The organism is Pseudomonas sp. ZY71 (genome assembly GCF_036542145.1).
GTDB classification, from domain to species: Bacteria; Pseudomonadota; Gammaproteobacteria; order Pseudomonadales; family Pseudomonadaceae; genus Aquipseudomonas; species Aquipseudomonas koreensis_A.
This window is the reverse complement of record NZ_CP144274.1, coordinates 4,104,199-4,118,907: the sequence shown is the minus strand read 5'-3', so window position 1 is coordinate 4,118,907 and position 14,709 is coordinate 4,104,199. Positions and strand designations below refer to the sequence as shown.

The following is a 14,709-nucleotide window of genomic DNA, read 5'->3' as shown; positions in this document are numbered from 1 at the left end:
GGCACAACGCCAAGGGGTTCTGCGGCCCCTTGGCTCTTCCTGACAACAATAAAAAATCAGGGCCCTGTCATGAAAAGAATATTCGGCAAGCTGTACGTGCAAGTCCTCGTCGCCGTGATCCTCGGCGCACTTATCGGCGTGCTGGTGCCCGAGACCGGCACCGCGCTCAAACCCTTGGGCGATGCCTTTATCAAACTGATCAAAATGCTACTGGCACCGGTGATTTTCCTGACGGTGGTTACCGGCATTGCGCGCATGGAAAACATGAAGGAGCTGGGCCGCGTCGGGTTTCGCGCCTTGATCTACTTCGAAGTGGTCTCGACCCTGGCCCTGGTGATCGGTCTGATCGTGGTGGACGTGTTCAAGCCCGGTTCCGGGATGAACGTCGATGTTGCCAGCCTCGATACCAGCAGCCTGGCGACGTACACCACGGCGGCCAAACATGCCTCGTTCATGGATTTTGTGATGGGCATCATTCCCGACACGATTGTCGATGCATTCGCCAAGGGCAACGTCCTGCAAATCCTGCTGTTCTCGATCCTGCTGGGTATTGCGCTGGCACATGTCGGACCGCGTGGCAAAGTGTTCGTCGATACGCTGGAGAGCTTGATGCAAGGCATGTTTCGCATCGTCAACATGGTTATGCGTCTGGCGCCCATCGGTGCCTTTGGTGCCATTGCATTCACCATTGGCAAGTACGGTTTCGGCTCGCTGTTCTCGCTCGGCAAACTGATGGCTTGCGTCTATCTGACCTGCGCGGTGTTCGTGGTCTTCGTGCTTGGGCCGATCTGCCGTTACAGCGGTTTCAGCCTGTGGAAGTTCCTCAAGTTCATCAAGGAAGAGTTGTTCACCGTGCTCGGCACCAGCTCATCCGAGTCGGTACTGCCGCAAATGATCTCGAAGATGGAAAAGGCCGGCGTCTCGAAGCCGGTGGCCGGGATGATCATTCCGTCGGGCTTGACCTTCAACCCGGATGGCCAGGCGATCTACTACACCATCGCCGCGATCTTTATTGCCCAGGCCACCAACACGCCGTTGACCTTGGCCGATCAACTGATCGTGTTGGCGGTGCTGATGTTCACCTCCAAGGGGTCGGCGGGGGTGACCGGTTCCGGGTTCATCATTCTTGCGGCGACGCTGGCCTCGCTCGGCACGATTCCGGTGGCGGGCATGGTGCTGTTGTTGGGTGTTGACCGATTCATGTCAGAGGCGCGGGCGATCACCAACACTATCGGCAACGGCGTCGGCACCATGGCCATCGCCAAGTGGGTGGGCGCGCTGGATACCGAGAAGATGCACAAGGCGTTGAATGGCGAAGTGCAAGAGCCTGACGTGCACGTCTCGCAGTCTGAAAAACCCACCAGTCACACCGCACCGCTGGTCCCGAGCCTCAAGCGCGCCGTCCAGAACTGACGCTGATCTCCTGTGGGAGCAAACTCCGCTCCCACAGAGAGAAGGCGCAGGTCGCAATCAACCGCGATAGCGCAACGCCTCCAGCAACAACGCAAACGCCGGCGCAGCCTGACGCCGGCTCGGGTAATACAGGTGATAACCGGCAAACGTCGGGCACCAGTCTTCCAGCACTTGCCGCAAACGGCCGTCGGCCAGATAGGGTGCAACGATGTTTTCCGGGATGTAACTCAGGCCGAAACCGTCCAGCGCCGCGTCGAGCAACGGGTAGACGCCGTTCAGGGTGATCTGCCCGGACACCCGCACTTTCAGGCTTTCGCCATCCTTCTCGAATTCCCAGCTGTACAACCCGCCATTAGTGGGCAGGCGCAGATTGTTGCAGGCGTGATCGGTCAGATCCCGTGGCGTTTGCGGCGCGGTGCGTTTGGCGAAATAGGCCGGTGAGCCAACCACCGCCATGCGCATGTCGGGACCGATGCGGGTGGCGATCATGCCTTGCGCGACGTCTTCGCCCAAGCGCACGCCAGCGTCGAAACCCTGGCCGGCGATGTCGACGAAACCATAGTCGCAGCTCACCTCGACGCTGATGTCCGGGTACCGCGGCAGAAAGTCCTTGAGCACCGGGCGCAGCAGCCAGTCTAGCGAATGGTCGGTGGCGTTGAGGCGGATCTTGCCTGCCGGGGTGTCGCGCAGGTTGCTCAGCGCCGCGAGTTCCAGTTCGATCTCTTCGAAGCGTGGGCCGATGGTTTGCAGCAGGTGTTCGCCGGCCTCGGTGGGCGAGACGCTGCGGGTTGTGCGGGTTAACAGGCGCAGGCCAAGACGCGCTTCAAGTGCACGGATGGTATGGCTCAGTGCCGATTGCGAAACGCCGAGTTTGGCTGCGGCTTTGGTGAAGCTGCGCTCGCGGGCGACGGCGAGGAAGGCGAGCAGGTCGGTGGCGTTTTCCCGAAGCATTGATGAGTGTCCTGCATAAGTTTTTTCGAATTCTAGTCGATTATCGGAAGAGTGCGGCTGGGTAAAGTGACTCAACCCCTGTAGGAGCTGCCGAAGGCTGCGATCTCTTGATCTTGCTCTAAAAATCAAAGTCTAAAGATCGCAGCCTTCGGCAGCTCCTACATTCATCTGTTCGGAGAAAGTCATGAACCCGATTGCCGCTTCTGCGTTAACCCTTTCCCTGTTGGCGGGGGAGGTGCAGGCTAATGAAAACCCGCGTGTGACGGTCACGCCCAATGGTTCGCAACCTTCGGCCAGAGGCCCGGCGGATTGGTTCACTGGCACTGTGCGGGTTGATGCGCCGTTCAAAGGTACTGAAGCGGCGCGGGTCAGTGGTGCGACGGTGACGTTTGAGCCGGGCGCGCGTACCGCTTGGCATACGCATCCGTTGGGACAGACCTTGATCGTCACGGCCGGTTCCGGGTTTGTGCAGGAGTGGGGGCAGCCGGTGCGTGAGATTCGTCCAGGGGATACGGTGTGGATTGCGCCGGGGGCCAAGCATTGGCATGGGGCGGCGCCAACCACGGCGATGACGCATATTGCAATTGCCGAAGTGCTGGATGGCAAAGTTGTGGATTGGATGGAGCAGGTGAGTGCTGAGCAGTATCCGCGATCCGAGTGAAGCGCTTCCCTCACCCCAGCCCTCTCCCGGAGGGAGAGGGGTCGACCGAGGTGTCTGGCGTCGTACATCGATTTGAGAGACCGAGTCGATTACGGATTCACAGCAAGTCGTTCACGTCGGTGCAGCCCTAGAATATCCCCCAATCGGTCCCCTCTCCCTCTGGGAGAGGGCTAGGGTGAGGGGCTCTTAACGGGTCATCACATCATCTCCGGCAACGACGACAAGATTTTATCGAGGGTAACCGGATACTCCCGCACCCGCGCCCCCGTGGCGTTGTAAATCGCATTCGCTACCGCCGCACTGACCCCGCAAATCCCCAACTCACCAACACCCTTGGCCTTCATCGGCGAAGACACCGGATCAGTCTCATCAAGAAAAATCACCTCCTGATGCGGAATATCGGCATGCACCGGCACCTCATACCCGGCCAGATCATGATTGACGAAAAAGCCCAGCTTTTTGTCCACCGCCAACTCTTCCATCAACGCCGCACCAACGCCCATGGTCATCGCGCCGATCACCTGACTGCGCGCCGCTTTCGGGTTGAGAATCCGCCCGGCCGCGCACACCGCCAACATGCGGCGCACACGCACTTCACCGGTCGCCGCATCCACCGCCACCTCAACGAAATGCGCACCAAACGTCGATTGCTGATACTGCTCGGCAAGGTCGGCAAATTCGATGCTGTCCTCGGCCACCACAACGCCGTCCTGCGCAGCGTTGCGCAACGGCACGCTCTTGTCGCCGAGCCGCACCTGACCGTCGACAAACTCCGCCTGATCCGCCGCCATGCCCAACTTGCCAGCCACCGCCTCACGCAGTTTCATGCACGCGGCGTACACCCCGGCGGTCGAGCAGTTGGCGCCGAATTGCCCACCGGAGCCTGCCGACACCGGGAAGCTCGAATCGCCCAGATGCACGCTGACATCCTTCAAGCCGACACCCATCATTTCGGCCGCCGTCTGCGCGATGATCGTGTAACTGCCGGTGCCGATATCGGTCATGTCGGTTTCCACCGTGATCTTGCCGTCGCGCTCCAGCCGCACCCGCGCGCCCGACTTGACCAGCAGGTTGTTGCGGATCGCCGCCGCGACACCCATGCCGATCAGCCAGCGACCCTCACGCCGTGCACCCGGTTGCGCATTGCGTTTGTCCCAGCCGAATTTCTCCGCGCCGGTTTGCAGGCATTCGATCAGGCGCCGCTGCGAGAACGGTCGCTCGGTTTTCACCGGATCGACCTGTGTGTCGTTGAGAATGCGGAACTGGACCGGATCAAGCTTGAGCTGCTCGGCCATCTCGTCCATGGCAATTTCCAGGACCATCAGCCCAGGGGTTTCGCCGGGCGCGCGCATGGCGTTGCCTTCGGGCAGATCCAACGGTGCGAGGCGCATGCTGACCAAGCGATTTTCCGCCGCGTACAACAACTGGCTCGGTTGTGCCGCGACCTCGACTTTGCCTTCCGCCAGATTGCCCGACCAGCCTTCGTGGGCGATCGCCGTGAGTTTGCCGTCCGCCGTCGCGCCCATGCGAATGCGCTGAATCGTCGCCGGACGGTGGGTGGTGTTGTTGGCGATCTGCGGGCGGGCGAGGGCAACCTTCACCGGCCTGCCAGCCATGCGCGCACCGAGGGCGGCAAGAATTGCATCGGCGCGAATGAATAACTTGCCGCCGAAACCGCCGCCAATGTACGGCGAAATCAGCCGGACTTTTTCCTTGGGCAGACCGAGGGTGGCGGCGATGTCGCCGACGCTCCAGGCAATCATCTGATTCGATGTCCATAAGGTCAGTTGATCGCCTTTCCACGCGGCCAGCGTGGCGTGCGGTTCCATCATCGCGTGGGACTGATCCGGGGTGGTGTAGGTCTGATCGAACTGCACCGGCGCGGCGGCGAACGCCTTGGCGAAATCACCGTGGCTGACGTCGGGCAATTCGTCTTTCGGCTCGACGCCTTGGTCGCGCACCCTGGCCAGATCGAATTCGCCTTTGGCCGCGACGTAGTCGACCTTAACCATTTGCGCAGCCGCACGAGCCTGTTCAAAGGTCTCGGCAACCACCAGCGCAACAGCCTGGTGGTAGTGCTGAATCTCCGGCCCGGCCAATAAATGCGCGGCGTTGTATTTGCCCTTGCCGAGTTTGCCGGCGTTGGCAGCGGTGACGATGGCCAACACACCGGGCGCGGCTTTCGCCTCTGCGAGATCGATGTTATTGATCCGGCCTTTGGCGATAGCGGAACCGACCATAAAGCCGTAAGCCTGATTGGCCACCGCTTCATGCTGCTCATAGGCGTAAGGCGCCTGACCGCTGGTTTTCAGCGGTCCCTCAATGCGGTCGGTGGGTTGGCCGATGACCTTCAACTGGTCGATCGGGTTGGTGGTGGCGGGCGTGTCGAATTTCATGCTTCATCCCTCGCTTGCGCCAACACCGAACCGAGCGTGCGCTCGACCAGGGTCAGTTTGAATTGGTTGTCGTGGGTCGGCGTGGCGCCGTCGAGCAGGCGTGCGCTGACGGCTTTGACGCCTTGGGGCAGCAACGCTTCGGCGGCTTCAACCCGCCATGGTTTCGGCGCGATACCGCCGACGGCGATGCGGCCGCTGCCGTCCTTTTGCAGGATCAGACCGACCGACACCAACGCGAACGCATAGGACGAGCGATCACGCACCTTGTGATAAACGTGGGTGCCGCCGACTGGCGCGGGCAATGTCACCGAGGTGATGAACTCGCCGGGCGTGAGGCTGGTTTCGATGTTCGGCGTGGTGCCGGGCAATTGATGAAAATCAGCCATGGCGATACTGCGCGTGCTGCCGTCGGGTTTCACCGTTTCAATCTGCGCATCGAGCGCGCGCATGGCAATTGCCATGTCACTCGGGTGTGTGGCGATGCAGGCGTCGCTGACGCCGATGATTCCCAGTTGCCGACTGACCCCGCCGATCGCTGCGCAACCGCTGCCGGGTTGGCGTTTGTTGCAGGCCTGATTCGTGTCGTAGAAGTACGGGCAGCGCGTGCGTTGCAGCAGGTTGCCGGCGGTAGTAGCCATGTTGCGCAATTGCCCGGAAGCCCCGGCGAGCAAGGCGCGGGAGAGCAGGGCGTAGTCTTTTCTGATGCGCTGATCAGCCGCCAGATCGGTATTGCGCACCAGCGCGCCGATGCGCAAACCGCCCTCGGGTGTGGCTTCGATTTGATCGAGGCCCAGGTGATTGACGTCGATCAGGTGCAGCGGGGTTTCGATGTCGAGTTTCATCAGGTCGAGCAGGTTGGTGCCGCCAGCGATAAACCGCGCACCTTCGACTTGCGCAGCTTGTGTGGCGGCTGCGGCGGGGGAGTCGGCACGGCTGTAATTGAACGGTCTCATGCCGGCACCTCCGCGACTTCAGTGATCGCTTCGATGATGTTTGAGTAAGCGCCGCAGCGGCAGATATTGCCACTCATGCGCTCCTGGAACTCGCGGGCAATCAACTGCGGCGCGTCGGTGAGGCTTTCACTGACGTGGCTGGGGATGCCGTCGCGGATTTCCTTGATCACCGCGACTGCCGAGCAGATCTGCCCCGGTGTGCAATAGCCGCACTGATAGCCGTCATGCTTGATGAACGCGGCTTGCATCGGGTGCAGCTTGTCAGGCATGCCGAGGCCTTCAATGGTGGTGACTTCGCTGCCTTCGTGCATCACCGCCAACGTCAGGCAGGAATTGATCCGCCGGCCATCGACGATCACCGTGCAGGCGCCGCACTGGCCGTGGTCGCAGCCTTTTTTAGTGCCGGTCAGTTGCAGGTGTTCGCGCAGGGCATCGAGCAGGGTAGTACGGGTGTCGACATCCAGCGCACGCGGCTGGCCGTTGACGTTGATCGTCACTTTGTTCATGGCCGGTTGCTCCAGAGTGGCCGCGTAGGCCTTGAGGCTGATAAACGGCGGCATCGCGAAAGCGGTAGCGGTCACGGCGCCGAGGATCAGAAATCCGCGTCGGGAAATCGTCATGGTTCGATTCCTTTTCTCTCTTCATCAGGGCAGCAGGGGTCGTGGATGGCCCAAGCGGGCAGCCAGCGTCATCGCCGGTCTCGTTAAGGAGTGACTGCCGGAGAGAGGAAAAGGTTTTGTCGGATTTGCGCTATAGAGTTATGCAGGTGGCTCATCAATCGCCGGTACGACACAATCCCCTGTAGGAGTGAGCCTGCTCGCGATAGCGATAGACCAGTGAGCGATGTGGTGACTGACACACCGCTATCGCGAGCAGGCGAAGGCCTACAAGGATCTGCGCTGTAACCACCATTTCACTAACAACCTGAACCCTGTGGGAGCGAGCCTGCTCGCGAAGAGGCCGGCACAGCCAACATCTTCAGTGGCAGACCGGGCGCCTTCGCGAGCAGGCTCGCTCCCACATTGGATAGGTGTCTGGCTGCCCTAATGCCCGCCAACAACCATCGAGGTAAACGGTGCCACATACGCCTGCAACGTCACCAGCCCGCCGACCAGAATCGCCAGCACGATCGAGTGGAAGAACACATAGCGCAGAATCTCGCCCTCATGCCCGTACCAACGGGTCGCGGTGGAGGCGACCACGATCGATTGCGCATCGACCATTTTGCCCATCACACCACCGGAACTGTTCGCCGCCGCCATCAGTATCGGACTGATCCCGAGCTGTTCCGAGGTGACCCGCTGCAACCCGCCAAACAACACGTTCGACGCGGTATCGGAACCGGTCAACGCGACACCCAGCCAACCGAGCAGCGTGCCGAACATCGGATAGAAAATCCCCGTCGCGGCAAATGCCAGGCCCATGGTCGCGTCGAGTCCGGAGTAGCGCGTAAGAAACCCCAGCGCCAGCATCGCCGCAATCGTGATCAACGAAAACCGCACCACCCACAACGTGCGCAGGTATTGCTTGATCAGTTGCGGAATCGAGTAGCCCATCAGCAAACCACCAACAATTGCAGCCAGCAGAATCCCGCTGCCGGTGGCGGTGAACCAGGTGAATTTGTACACCGCTTCTTCAGCCTTCGGTGCCGCGACCACCGGCGGTACTTTTTCGATTTGCAGGTGCAGCGTGGTAAAGGTCACGGCCGGGGCGAAAATCGGGTTGGCCTCGCGCAGCGGTTTGCCGGCGGGATCGAGCTTGGCCGACTGGGTTACCGGATCAATCGCCGGACGGGTGTCGAACATATTCTTGAAGCCCTGCGTGCCCCAGGCAAACACGAACACGGTGAGGATGATCCACGGCATCCACGCGCGCATCACCGCCGGACGTGCCTGATCGCTGAACGCGGCGCTGGCAGTGATTTTTTCTTCATCGACCTTGGAGTTGTCTACGCGCCCCGAAAGCGCAGCGGAGGTGTGAATGGTCGCCGGTTTCCACACCTTTAAAAACAGCGTCAGACAGGCCATGGAAATCAGCGCGGCGATCACGTCCACCAGCATTGGCCCGTGGTAGTTCGATACTAGAAATTGCGGAATCGCGAAGCTGACGCCGGCCACCAGAATCGCCGGCCAGATCTCCAGCATCTTGCGCCACCCGGCGAAGGCCCAGATCAGCCAGAACGGCACCAGCACCGAGAAAAACGGCAACTGCCGACCGACCATCATCGACAATTCCATTTCATCCAGCCCGGTGACTTTGGCCAGCGTGATGATCGGCGTACCGAGTGCGCCGAATGCGACCGGCGCGGTGTTGGCAATCAGCGCCAGCCCCGACGCGGCCAATGGCGAAAACCCAAGTCCGATCAGAATCGCCCCGGTCACCGCCACCGGCGTACCGAACCCCGCCGCACCTTCGAAAAACGCACCGAAGCAGAAGGCGATCAACAGCAGTTGCAAGCGTCGGTCATCGGTAATGCGCGCGAGAGAATCCTGCAGCACTTTGAACGAGCCGTTCTCGGTGGTCAGGCGATGCAGAAAAATGATGTTGAGGACGATCCAGCCGATCGGCAGCAAGCCATTGGCCGCGCCGAACAACGCCGCAGAACCGGCCATGCTCGCCGGCATGCCGAAGGCAAAAATCGATATAAGCAGGGCGGAAGCCAGTGCCAGTAGCGCTGCCAGATGCGCCTTGACGTGGAAGAACGCCAGCGCCGCAAGCATCACCACCACTGGTACGGCGGCCATGAGCGTGGAGATCACCGGGTTGCCGAACGGGTCGTAAATTTGCTGCCAGACCATGGTCCACCTCTGCTTGTTGTTATTGAGGGCGCAGATCCATTGCGTGGGGCTTGGTTGCAAGGAGTATAGGTGGCATTTCGCCGCCGCTCGGGCAGTGCGGTCGGGGCGACAAACGGTCGCTAGTGGCCACTGAATCAACGCCGTTTTACCCGGTCGTATCTGCGGCTGCGCGCACCGCGTTCTGAAGGCGCGGGCAGCGTCGCCGATTCCGTCGTCAAGACCTTGGTTTTAGGGAAGTGTTGAATGAAGCGCGCAACAACGATGCTGCTGACCGTGACCGCCGCCGTATTGCTCGGCGGCTGTGTCGCGGATTTTGATGATGACCACCGCCATGGCCGGCATTACGACCGCGATCATGGCCGCAATTACGACCATGACCGGCGCTGGGATGACCGCGATGATCGCCGCGACGGGCGTCGTTACTACCGTGATCGGGATGATGACTGATTGAACGCAAGAGGGCGTCCCGCGATGGGACGCCCTCTTTGTTTAGCGCTGTTGCTTAAGAAAAATGAGCGCTCGCCCGGACGCTGGATCGCGCAGGCACAGAGGCCTCGATGTCCAGCAAATGGGTGGCGAGAATGTCGCTCAGAAAACGGAACTGATCGTTGAGGCCGACCACTTCATTGCTGAAATGATTGGTGGCGGCGGGCATCAGCAGATCTTCGAAATCTTCGTTGAACACCAGCGCCTGCGCCTTGTGCGACACGGCGTGCTGGTCGTAATAGTTGCTGCCGAACACCGGGAAACTCACGGAGAGTGTGACGTGGGTGTGAATCATGCTGTGAACTCCTCGTTGTGTTTCGGATGGGCTAATCGTGCCTTTCATGTGCGGTGGGCGGAAGGCAATCGTGGCGATGGTGAATATCGATGGCAGTGATGGTTGGGTTTTTTTGGGTGTTGCTGATGGCCTCATCGCGAGCAGGCTCACTCCTACATTTGAAACGCATTCCCCTGTGGGAGCGAGCCTGCTCGCCAAGGCGCCAGACCAGCCAAAACCGGACAAACGGCCCTGCGCACACACCTATACTCAAATCTGCTTCCGCCCTTTTAAAGGAAACCGCCACCGTGAATCCGCGTGCGCTGCTCGTCGCCGCACTGTTGTTGCTGGCCGGCTGCGCCACTTCGGCGCGGGCCCCGGTGTCAGCGCCGCAAGCCGTGTTCGTCTCGCCGCAGACCTGGCAGCAGATCGATCGGGAAATCGTCAGCGCTTCGCAGCAATCCACCGAACAAGTCAAAGTCTTTGCCCGTGGCTCAATGGAACATTGGCGCACTCGGGTCTATCAGCAAACTGAAGAAAATTTCATCCCGTGGTTCAGCAGTTACTGGACCCAGGAATGGCTGTCGATGAAGGTCAGTTGGTACACGATCAATGCCGGCGGCGAGCAGGACGCCTCGGCCAAACGCTTGGCGGCGTATCTGCTTGAGCAATATCAGGAAAGGGTGCTGGCGCCAGTAGCGGTGGAGGTCGATCCGGATGCGATCCTCGGCCAGGCCACGGCGTTCTATGCGCAGCTGATGGCGCAGCAGATGCCGCTCATCGCCCAGCGTCATGGTGTGCCCGTTGGTCAGCTCAATGGACACTTGCAGAAAGTCCCCGCCATTGCGCTGGGCCCGCCGCCGGCGCGGGACGCTTCGTTGTTTCAAGTGATCAGCACAGAACCGTTGAACAGCTTGCCGGCCTACGCCGCTTTGATCGACAAGATCCACACCGAGGGCGGCGCCAAGGGCATTGCCTCGACGGATGCCGGCATGGCCCCGGTGGCCAAGCGTGCCAGTCAGCGTATGGAAGCGGAAATGGCCCCGCGCGGTGCGGCCAGTGCAGTGGCCGCTGCGGCCGGGAAACTGGCCGGTGGTCTGATCTCGGTCGGTGTCGCGGGTATCCGCGCGATCATCCAGGCCAATGACCGGCCCGACAGTGAGGCACTGATCCGCAGCAGTCTGGGCAGCACCTTCGACAAGGCCTGGCTGAAACTGGTGCAGAACCCGACTACCGGTGTCATGGCCGGCACACTGCACATGGCCGGGCAGGTTGAGCGCAATCTGGGTGAGGGCGAGGAGCCGTCGGTCGGGTTGGGTGTGAATCGTGTCGAATGGCAGCCGCCGCAATCGACCAATCAGCAGATCGAACCCAACGTGCAAGGAGAGTGATCATGGCTTACATCGATATTTTTGTAGCGCCGGTGCCGACTGCCAACCTTGAGCAGTACAAAAAGCACTGCACAATCGCGGCGAAACTGTTCAAGGAATACGGTGCTCAGGATGTGATTCAGTGCTGGGGTGATGACGTGCCGGATGGCAAGGTCACCTCATTCCCGATGGCGGTAAAGCTCAAGGAAGGCGAAACGGTTTCGGCCGGCTGGCTGATCTGGCCCGACAAAGCCACCCGCGACGCCGGCATGGGCAAAATGATGGAAGACCCGCGCATGCAACCGGACGTCAACCCGATGGGGTTCGACGGCCAACGCATGATCTTTGGTGGCTTTAAAAATATCCTCGAACCCTGAAACCAGCGCAAATCTCTTGTAGGAGTGAGCCTGCTCGCGATCGCGGTGGGTCTGTCAATGAAGCATTGAATGTGCGAACGCCATCGCGAGCAGGCTCACTCCTACAGGTATTGTGTTCACTCCGAGGGGGTGATGCGGCAGCTTTTGCGCTCGCGAATCTGCTCGTCCGTCGGGCGTTCACGGACGAACTCGAAACGCGGCTCACCCTCGCTGTAATGCACCAGCCAGCCCCATTCCAGTTCACTTTCATCCTGCCCGGGATTCGGTGGCCGAGCCCACCACGGTTCTTTGCTGAGGATCGCGCGCATAGCGGCCTCCGGACTATCAACTGTTTCCAACTATAACCCGTCTGATCAGAGGCGCCAGGTCTGTCCTAACCAAGGCGGAACTCTTAGTCGAAACGTTGCTTTGCTTTATTCCGAATCTTTGATATTGAGTACGTTTGGTTTTATTTGGGTTGCAGGCACAGGGATGATCATGAAGAAGCCGAAACCATGGGCGCGCGGGCCTTTGGAGTTGATACGTCATGCGGAAGAGCACTTGTTAGGAAGTAGCGATTTTGATCGGCGAATGGTTTTAGTTAGTTTTGATAACGCTATTGAACTATCAATTATCACTTTTCTGAATCTTAATCCGATTCAAAGGAATGGGTGGACATGCGAGCGTGCACAGGTATCAAAATGGTTGCATAATTTCCACTCCAAGCTTGAATTCTTGGAGCATTACGTGGTGGCGCATCTCGGTCAAGAGATGTTAGTAGGGCGCGATGAGTTGGTTTATTATCATACTATTCGCAATGAGCTCTATCATAATGGTAATGGCTTTACACCAACACAAGAGATAGTAGAAGAGATACGTGCTGCTTCAAATTGGGTTTTTTTAACGCTGTTTGGCAGTCATCCAAGTCAGCACTATTCCTTTGATAGCGCGGAGGAAAGAGAAGCCGCTGCACAGGAATGCGATGAGCTCTCGTCGAGTACCCAAGTACTTAAAGCCGTGCTGGATATGCAGAAAATGCTGGGGGCCTATTTAAGTGAATTCGGGGGCAGCACGAACCAATCGCTGACTTCGTCCATCAATAGCCTTGTAGAAAACTATTCAATCGAATTGCCAGATGGTTTGCTGGATGCAGCACAAAAGGCGGAGATCGTCAGAAATGCGATTATGGATGGAAGTGGACCCGTATCCACTGATATTGAGCTGAAAGCGCTTTCATTGGAACTTACGAAACTTTCCGAAAAAGTGGACTCTACTCTTCGTGCCTTTCAAGTGAAAATTGTCGACGCGTCCATTGAGGCGACTTTGTCGGCAGTGCCGCCGCATAACAATCGAGTTGTTGGTCATGTGTACCAGGCACTTGGTTCCGGCAAGGGCATGTGTATCGTTTCTTATATTATCAGGGCCAGACAAATCAGGGGGCTGGAGAGGACACCGTTTTTTGTAGTCGCTTCTCGTAATGAGGAGCTTTTACAAATTAAGGAACGCTTCAAAAGTTTTTCTGTCGACCTTGAAGGCTTTCGATTGGTTAAGGTGAGAAACTCAAAAGAGTTGAAAGAAATATGCGCTGATCCTTGGGGGTTGATTGTGTTTGTATCACTGGACTTACTTCGAAAAAATGCACTGTGCTTTGAAGGGCATTGCTTGCTGGTAGGTGTTGATATGCAAAATCAAGAATTCGATTTTTCCCTCTCGTTGCCCGGCGCAACTCGAATAAACTTCGGAAGCTCACCGATGCTTAGCGGGGCGAGGGCATCTAAACGTTTTGGCGATCTTCTATTTAGCTTTAACTATGAGGCGGCGATTGCTGAAGGCGTATTAACGCCGTTACATGTTTTTTCGATCGATAATCTAATTTTAAGTGAGACGCCAAGCGGGTTAAATATACAAGATGCGGGCACGGCAGTCATCGAAACAATTGTCGAGGATGTCAAACTGGCAGGAGTTGAACAGTATCGAGCGATTGTTGTTGTTACCACACTACCTGAAGGACAACAATTGCTTGAGGCTCTTAACCGTTCCCTGCGTCCTCTTGAAGTTTCTGGCTCAACATCGCTGCAAATAAGTATTATTTCCAGTGCTGTCGCCGATAGGGGGCGTGCATCGATTGATGCATTTAATGATCGATATAATTCCTCTGCCATCCTTATCATTAACAGCCGCTCATTGACTGGTGTGGATCTTCGAGATGTACAAATTGCTTATGTTGTCTCTCCAATTAAAGTGGTTGATCAATACAAAGTCGCGAGCTTGCTTGGTAGATCTAAAAACACTCAAGGAAAAATTATGGACTTTGGGAGGAATGAATGGAGTTTCCTGAAGCAAGGCTCGAAAACGATGAGCACTAAAACAGGAGATTTGGGGTCCATTTAAAGGAGGGGAAAAAAATGACGAATTCCGGTGAACCTTCGGCAAAACTGTTTTTTGCCCTTGACTGCCCATCGGAGCAGCGCAAGGCGATTGCTCTGTGGCGCACCGAGTTGGGCCTCAGAGTTGGCAAACCTGTACCGTCGGATAATTTTCACTTGACCCTGTTGTTCCTCGGCGCCGTACCGCTGGCACAGGTCGGCGAGGTCTGCGAAGCCGTAGGCAAAGTGCGCACGCCGGGGCAGGCGTTGCGCATTTCATTGGATCGCTTGCAGGTCTGGCACCGCGCCGGGGTGTTGTCATTGGCCCCCGAGCAAGCGCCGCAGGAGTTGCTGCGCTTGGTCTATGCCTTGGAACAGGCCATGTTGCCCTTCGGATTTGAAGAGACGGCCCGAGAGTTTCGCCCGCATCTGACGTTGGCTAGAGACTATCGTGCGCCGGAGCCGGAATCCGCCACGCCGCCGGAGTTCTTCCTGCGCGCCGAACGCTTTGCCCTGTTCGAATCGCACAAGGGTCGTTATCGCATTTTGCAAGATTGGTCGCTGATCTGAAGGCACAAAAAAAGGCGCCCGAAGGCGCCTGAGAATTCACCTGAGCCGAGGGAGCCAGGTGAGGCCGTTCATAGCAGGGTGCAGCGGTGGTAAGGCGCTGCGTGAACGGGAAATC

Annotated in this window: 14 protein-coding genes; 7 read left to right on the top strand and 7 right to left on the bottom strand. The window is 58.4% G+C overall.

Annotated features, from left to right (window positions below):
* Window positions 1-69 precede the first annotated feature (69 nt).
* Window positions 70-1,413, top strand: coding sequence for a dicarboxylate/amino acid:cation symporter (locus VY732_RS18180; RefSeq protein ID WP_331691393.1), 1,344 nt, complete (start codon window positions 70-72; stop codon window positions 1,411-1,413).
* Window positions 1,414-1,470: 57 nt separating this feature from the next.
* Here VY732_RS18180 and VY732_RS18175 read toward each other — a convergent pair whose 3' ends face one another.
* Window positions 1,471-2,364 (bottom strand): LysR family transcriptional regulator, encoded by an 894-nt coding sequence (locus VY732_RS18175; RefSeq protein ID WP_077573429.1) that lies wholly within the window; start codon window positions 2,362-2,364, stop codon window positions 1,471-1,473.
* A gap of 184 nt (window positions 2,365-2,548) precedes the next feature.
* Here VY732_RS18175 and VY732_RS18170 point away from each other — a divergent pair, with 184 nt between their 5' ends.
* On the top strand, window positions 2,549-3,025 hold the full coding sequence (locus tag VY732_RS18170; protein ID WP_331691392.1) for a (R)-mandelonitrile lyase: 477 nt from the start codon (window positions 2,549-2,551) through the stop codon (window positions 3,023-3,025).
* Window positions 3,026-3,222: 197 nt separating this feature from the next.
* On the opposite strand, the gene paoC is transcribed toward VY732_RS18170, so the two are convergent.
* From paoC to VY732_RS18150, 4 genes are all read right to left on the bottom strand, one after another.
* Window positions 3,223-5,421, bottom strand: coding sequence for an aldehyde oxidoreductase molybdenum-binding subunit PaoC (gene paoC / locus VY732_RS18165; protein WP_331691391.1), 2,199 nt, complete (start codon window positions 5,419-5,421; stop codon window positions 3,223-3,225).
* Window positions 5,418-6,374, bottom strand: coding sequence for an FAD binding domain-containing protein (locus tag VY732_RS18160; protein WP_331691390.1), 957 nt, complete (start codon window positions 6,372-6,374; stop codon window positions 5,418-5,420). The genes paoC and VY732_RS18160 overlap by 4 nt, the downstream gene beginning before the upstream one ends.
* Window positions 6,371-6,994: an aldehyde dehydrogenase iron-sulfur subunit PaoA gene (gene paoA, locus VY732_RS18155; RefSeq protein ID WP_331691389.1), complete on the bottom strand. Its 624-nt coding sequence runs from the start codon at window positions 6,992-6,994 to the stop codon at window positions 6,371-6,373. Before paoA ends, VY732_RS18160 begins: the two co-directional genes overlap by 4 nt.
* Before the next feature lie 423 nt (window positions 6,995-7,417).
* Window positions 7,418-9,172 carry an L-lactate permease gene (locus VY732_RS18150; RefSeq protein ID WP_331691388.1) on the bottom strand — a complete coding sequence of 585 codons (1,755 nt, stop codon included), beginning with the start codon at window positions 9,170-9,172 and terminating at the stop codon, window positions 7,418-7,420.
* Window positions 9,173-9,415: 243 nt separating this feature from the next.
* Here VY732_RS18150 and VY732_RS18145 point away from each other — a divergent pair, with 243 nt between their 5' ends.
* Complete coding sequence (locus tag VY732_RS18145) at window positions 9,416-9,619, top strand: hypothetical protein (RefSeq protein WP_007918829.1); 204 nt, start codon at window positions 9,416-9,418, stop codon at window positions 9,617-9,619.
* 55 nt (window positions 9,620-9,674) lie between these two features.
* Here VY732_RS18145 and VY732_RS18140 read toward each other — a convergent pair whose 3' ends face one another.
* Window positions 9,675-9,953 (bottom strand): hypothetical protein, encoded by a 279-nt coding sequence (locus tag VY732_RS18140; RefSeq protein ID WP_137216597.1) that lies wholly within the window; start codon window positions 9,951-9,953, stop codon window positions 9,675-9,677.
* 287 nt (window positions 9,954-10,240) lie between these two features.
* On the opposite strand from VY732_RS18140, the gene VY732_RS18135 reads away from it, so the two are divergent.
* Together VY732_RS18135 and VY732_RS18130 are read left to right on the top strand one after the other, a co-directional pair.
* A complete protein-coding gene (locus VY732_RS18135) occupies window positions 10,241-11,323 on the top strand; it encodes a hypothetical protein (protein WP_331691387.1) in 1,083 nt (360 codons plus the stop codon).
* Between the two features lie 2 nt (window positions 11,324-11,325).
* Window positions 11,326-11,679: a DUF1428 domain-containing protein gene (locus VY732_RS18130; RefSeq protein ID WP_331691386.1), complete on the top strand. Its 354-nt coding sequence runs from the start codon at window positions 11,326-11,328 to the stop codon at window positions 11,677-11,679.
* 116 nt (window positions 11,680-11,795) lie between these two features.
* Here VY732_RS18130 and VY732_RS18125 read toward each other — a convergent pair whose 3' ends face one another.
* Entirely contained in the window at window positions 11,796-11,987 is a 192-nt protein-coding gene (locus VY732_RS18125; protein ID WP_116029565.1) for a hypothetical protein, read from the bottom strand.
* A 169-nt stretch (window positions 11,988-12,156) separates the two neighbouring features.
* Between VY732_RS18125 and VY732_RS18120 the strand changes: the two genes are divergently transcribed.
* Both VY732_RS18120 and thpR read left to right on the top strand, forming a co-directional pair.
* On the top strand, window positions 12,157-14,049 hold the full coding sequence (locus VY732_RS18120) for a hypothetical protein (protein ID WP_331691385.1): 1,893 nt from the start codon (window positions 12,157-12,159) through the stop codon (window positions 14,047-14,049).
* 14 nt (window positions 14,050-14,063) lie between these two features.
* Window positions 14,064-14,594 carry an RNA 2',3'-cyclic phosphodiesterase gene (gene thpR / locus VY732_RS18115; RefSeq protein ID WP_331691384.1) on the top strand — a complete coding sequence of 177 codons (531 nt, stop codon included), beginning with the start codon at window positions 14,064-14,066 and terminating at the stop codon, window positions 14,592-14,594.
* Window positions 14,595-14,709: the final 115 nt, after the last annotated feature.

Excerpts from the sequence above, each read along its gene's own strand:
- paoA (WP_331691389.1), bottom strand. The coding sequence starts at position 6,994 with ATGACGATTTCCCGACGCGGATTTCTGATCCTCGGCGCCGTGACCGCT.
- VY732_RS18150 (WP_331691388.1), bottom strand. The coding sequence starts at position 9,172 with ATGGTCTGGCAGCAAATTTACGACCCGTTCGGCAACCCGGTGATCTCC.
- VY732_RS18140 (WP_137216597.1), bottom strand. The coding sequence starts at position 9,953 with ATGATTCACACCCACGTCACACTCTCCGTGAGTTTCCCGGTGTTCGGC.
- VY732_RS18145 (WP_007918829.1), top strand. The coding sequence starts at position 9,416 with ATGAAGCGCGCAACAACGATGCTGCTGACCGTGACCGCCGCCGTATTG.
- VY732_RS18180 (WP_331691393.1), top strand. The coding sequence starts at position 70 with ATGAAAAGAATATTCGGCAAGCTGTACGTGCAAGTCCTCGTCGCCGTG.
- VY732_RS18125 (WP_116029565.1), bottom strand. The coding sequence starts at position 11,987 with ATGCGCGCGATCCTCAGCAAAGAACCGTGGTGGGCTCGGCCACCGAAT.
- VY732_RS18175 (WP_077573429.1), bottom strand. The coding sequence starts at position 2,364 with ATGCTTCGGGAAAACGCCACCGACCTGCTCGCCTTCCTCGCCGTCGCC.
- VY732_RS18120 (WP_331691385.1), top strand. The coding sequence starts at position 12,157 with ATGAAGAAGCCGAAACCATGGGCGCGCGGGCCTTTGGAGTTGATACGT.
- VY732_RS18130 (WP_331691386.1), top strand. The coding sequence starts at position 11,326 with ATGGCTTACATCGATATTTTTGTAGCGCCGGTGCCGACTGCCAACCTT.
- thpR (WP_331691384.1), top strand. The coding sequence starts at position 14,064 with ATGACGAATTCCGGTGAACCTTCGGCAAAACTGTTTTTTGCCCTTGAC.
- VY732_RS18170 (WP_331691392.1), top strand. The coding sequence starts at position 2,549 with ATGAACCCGATTGCCGCTTCTGCGTTAACCCTTTCCCTGTTGGCGGGG.
- VY732_RS18160 (WP_331691390.1), bottom strand. The coding sequence starts at position 6,374 with ATGAGACCGTTCAATTACAGCCGTGCCGACTCCCCCGCCGCAGCCGCC.
- paoC (WP_331691391.1), bottom strand. The coding sequence starts at position 5,421 with ATGAAATTCGACACGCCCGCCACCACCAACCCGATCGACCAGTTGAAG.